This is a genomic window from Microbacterium sp. Leaf351 (genome assembly GCF_001423825.1).
GTDB lineage: Bacteria > Actinomycetota > Actinomycetes > Actinomycetales > Microbacteriaceae > Microbacterium > Microbacterium ginsengisoli.
The window spans coordinates 20,741-23,647 of sequence record NZ_LMPK01000011.1; the positions used below are offsets into that span (position 1 = coordinate 20,741).

The following is a 2,907-nucleotide window of genomic DNA, read 5'->3' on the forward strand; positions in this document are numbered from 1 at the left end:
CGGGTTCCCCGCGCTGGTCATCATCGCTGCGGGGCCACTGATGGGTCTGGCGTTCATGGCCGTGCAGGTGGCATTGTTCGGCATCTATATGGGCGGCAGCTTCGCCCCGAATCACAAGGGGATGGCGATCCTGCCGAAGGACTTCTCGATCGACTTCCTGCGCCGTCAGACGCTGACCTCCCGCAATATCAGTGGCGGCCCGGTGGTCGCGACGGGGATGGGCGGGCTGAACTTCCAGATCGAGCATCACCTGTTCCCGAGCATGCCGTCAGTCAACCTACGCCGGGCCCGCCCGGTGGTACGTGAGTTCTGCCGGGAGCGGGATGTGCGATACACGGAGACCACCCTCGTGGAGTCGTACAGGATCGTCCTGCGCTACCTGCAGAGAGTCGGACTGAAGCACGCTGACCCGTTCGAATGCCCCCTCGCGTCCCAGCTGCGCTGACAAGGCCGCGTACCATCGGCAGCATGATGGTCGGCAGGTTGGCCCGTCGCCCGGAAGGCTGGTTGCGAATCAGCGCGACGGCGACGGCCGTCGCGCTGCTCGCCGTGTCGGTGCCTCTCGGCGCGACCGTGTACCGGGGAGCGCTTCTCGTGCTGTTCGTCGGTGTGCTCGTGCAGGTGTCCGCGGTACCGATCGCGCTGATCCGCCCCTGGATCGCAGCTCCCCTGTCCGTCGTCGGCGCCGTCACGATCATGGCGTCCGCGCACGCGGGCGGCGCCCCCTGGCCCTGGTCGGTGACGACCATGATCACCCAAGGGCTGGTCCTCGCGCTGCTCGGATTTCGCGCGCCCTGGCCGCTGGGAGCCGGCACCTTGATCGTGGTGCTCGTGTTCTCCGGGGTCGTCGCGGCACTCTCCGGGCAGACGCGCGATCAGCAGACCGTGGCGATCGACCTCGTCGTGTTCACCTCCATCGGCGGGACCGCGCTCGCCGCCGGCATCGTGTCACGGCAATGGCAGGCCATCCGCCGCCAACTCGCCAGCGAACGCCAGCTCACCGAGGGCGAACGCGCCCGCCGGATGCTCGCCGAGGAGAAGACCAGGATCGCCCAGGAACTGCACGACGTGATCGCGCACAGCATGTCGATCATCACCATCCAGGCCAGCAGCGCAACAGTCAGACATCCGGGCGCGAGCGACGAACTGCGGCAAGAGTTCGACGAGATCGCAGAATCGAGCCGCCGGGCCCTCTCCGAGATGCGCTCGCTACTCAGCGTTCTGCGAGATCCAGACGCGCCACTCCCCCGCATTCCCACGCCACGACTCTCCGATATCCCGAGACTCGTGGAGCAGTCACAACAGTCGGGCCTTGACGTCCGCCTGAACGGGATGGACGCTCTCACGGACGACAACGTCGACGAGGCCGTCGGGGTCACCGGATATCGCATCGTGCAGGAGGCGCTCAGCAATATCATCCGCCACGCGCCCGGTACGCAAGCTGAAATACGTGTCGGACGCGGCGCCGAGATCGATATCGTCATCGCCAACACGCCTCCGCCCATCTCTCCAACGACGGTCCGTGACGATGAGACGAAGAGAAATAGCGGCAACGGGCTGCTCGGCATGCGCGACCGCGCAGCCGCCGTGAAGGGCGCCGTCGAATACGGCCCCATCACCACAGGGGGATACGAAGTGCACGTCACGCTCCCCCTCAGACAAGCTCCGCCACACGCGAGGGAGATTGAGCAGTGAGCATCCGTGTGCTGATCGCCGACGATCAGGCGATGGTCCGCGCCGGCTTCGCCGCCCTGCTCGACGCGACCGACGACCTCGACGTCGTGGGAACCGCGTCCGACGGCGCCGAAGCGGTCACGCTCGCTCAGACACTGAAACCCGACGTCGTCCTCATGGATGTGCGGATGCCCGTCCTCGACGGCATCGATGCCACCAGACAGTTGATGGCGCTCCCCGCGGCCGAAGAACGTCCGCATGTCCTCATGTTGACCACGTTCGACATCGACGAGTACGTCTACGAAGCCATGCGAGCTGGCGCCAGCGGCTTCTTGCTCAAAGACTCCCCACCTTCCGAACTCGCCACCGCCGTCAGGATCGTGGCCAGAGGAGACGCCCTGCTTGACCCGGCGGTCACCCGGCGGGTGATCGAGCATTTCGTGCGCGCGCGAGAAGCGACACCGGAACCCATCGCGCTGACCGCATTGACCACGCGGGAACGTGAGGTGCTTGTACTGATCGCGCGGGGACTGTCCAATCAGGAGATCGCTGCGGAACTCGTGCTGGCCGAGCAGACCGTGAAGAGCCACGTAAGCAGGATTCTCACGAAACTGCAGATCCGAGACCGCGCCCAGGCGGTCGTCGCCGCATACGAGTCAGGGCTGGTCATCCCGAGCGACTGAAACGGGCGAACCGCTGTCGGTTCGACAGCGGTTCTTCTGCGGGACACCCGCCGTCATCAAGGGGTGTTCCGTGAGCGGCACCCGCCCCGATGAACTCGGACAGCGCGCTCGACAGAGGCAGATCCACCCATAGTCGGATACTCCCGGTCCTCACGCCAGCACCGTTCACGATCGCGGCCCCTCCGATCTGCTCCAGGAAGGGACGAACCTCTTCCGCTGCACGGCTCGGCAGATAGCCCACGCCGCGTCCGTTGGCGAAGACGCCGACATCCCCCCGCGCTCGCTGCCTGCCCGGTTCAGAGCGCAGCACGTAGGCGCGACGTTCACCGTCCCGACGTTCGCGATCATTCACGAGATAGTGCGTGCGCTCTAACGCGACCGAGCGCGACGGCAAACCTCGCAGATCGGGCAAGTCATCGTGACGCCTGACATGTCCCGTCACGATATGAACAAGCTCTTCCCACCATCCGGGCATGAACGCCCTCCCCTCGGATTGACATGCCATCACCGAGGCGGAGCACCCTTTCACTCTGTCACGCCGCGCTGTACA

4 protein-coding genes are annotated in these 2,907 nt (G+C 65.7%); 3 read left to right on the top strand and 1 reads right to left on the bottom strand.

All coding sequences use genetic code 11. The annotated features are described in order from the left end of the window. The 3 genes from ASG00_RS16850 to ASG00_RS04315 all read left to right on the top strand — a co-directional run. On the top strand, window positions 1-445 hold a 445-nt coding region (locus ASG00_RS16850), incomplete at its 5' end, for a fatty acid desaturase family protein (protein WP_235559136.1). Between the two features lie 23 nt (window positions 446-468). Continuing rightward, a complete protein-coding gene (locus ASG00_RS04310; protein WP_056519984.1) occupies window positions 469-1,695 on the top strand; it encodes a sensor histidine kinase in 1,227 nt (408 codons plus the stop codon). Further along, window positions 1,692-2,357 carry a response regulator gene (locus ASG00_RS04315; protein ID WP_056207174.1) on the top strand — a complete coding sequence of 222 codons (666 nt, stop codon included), beginning with the start codon at window positions 1,692-1,694 and terminating at the stop codon, window positions 2,355-2,357. Before ASG00_RS04310 ends, ASG00_RS04315 begins: the two co-directional genes overlap by 4 nt. Here the strand turns inward: ASG00_RS04315 and ASG00_RS14330 are convergent. After that, window positions 2,341-2,832, bottom strand: coding sequence for a hypothetical protein (locus ASG00_RS14330; protein ID WP_235557484.1), 492 nt, complete (start codon window positions 2,830-2,832; stop codon window positions 2,341-2,343). The two genes, ASG00_RS04315 and ASG00_RS14330, sit on opposite strands and share 17 nt — an antisense overlap. Between the last annotated feature and the right edge of the window lie 75 nt (window positions 2,833-2,907).

Coding starts and splice junctions, on each gene's coding strand:
- ASG00_RS04310 (WP_056519984.1), top strand. CDS start 469: ATGATGGTCGGCAGGTTGGCCCGTCGCCCGGAAGGCTGGTTGCGAATC.
- ASG00_RS14330 (WP_235557484.1), bottom strand. CDS start 2,832: ATGCCCGGATGGTGGGAAGAGCTTGTTCATATCGTGACGGGACATGTC.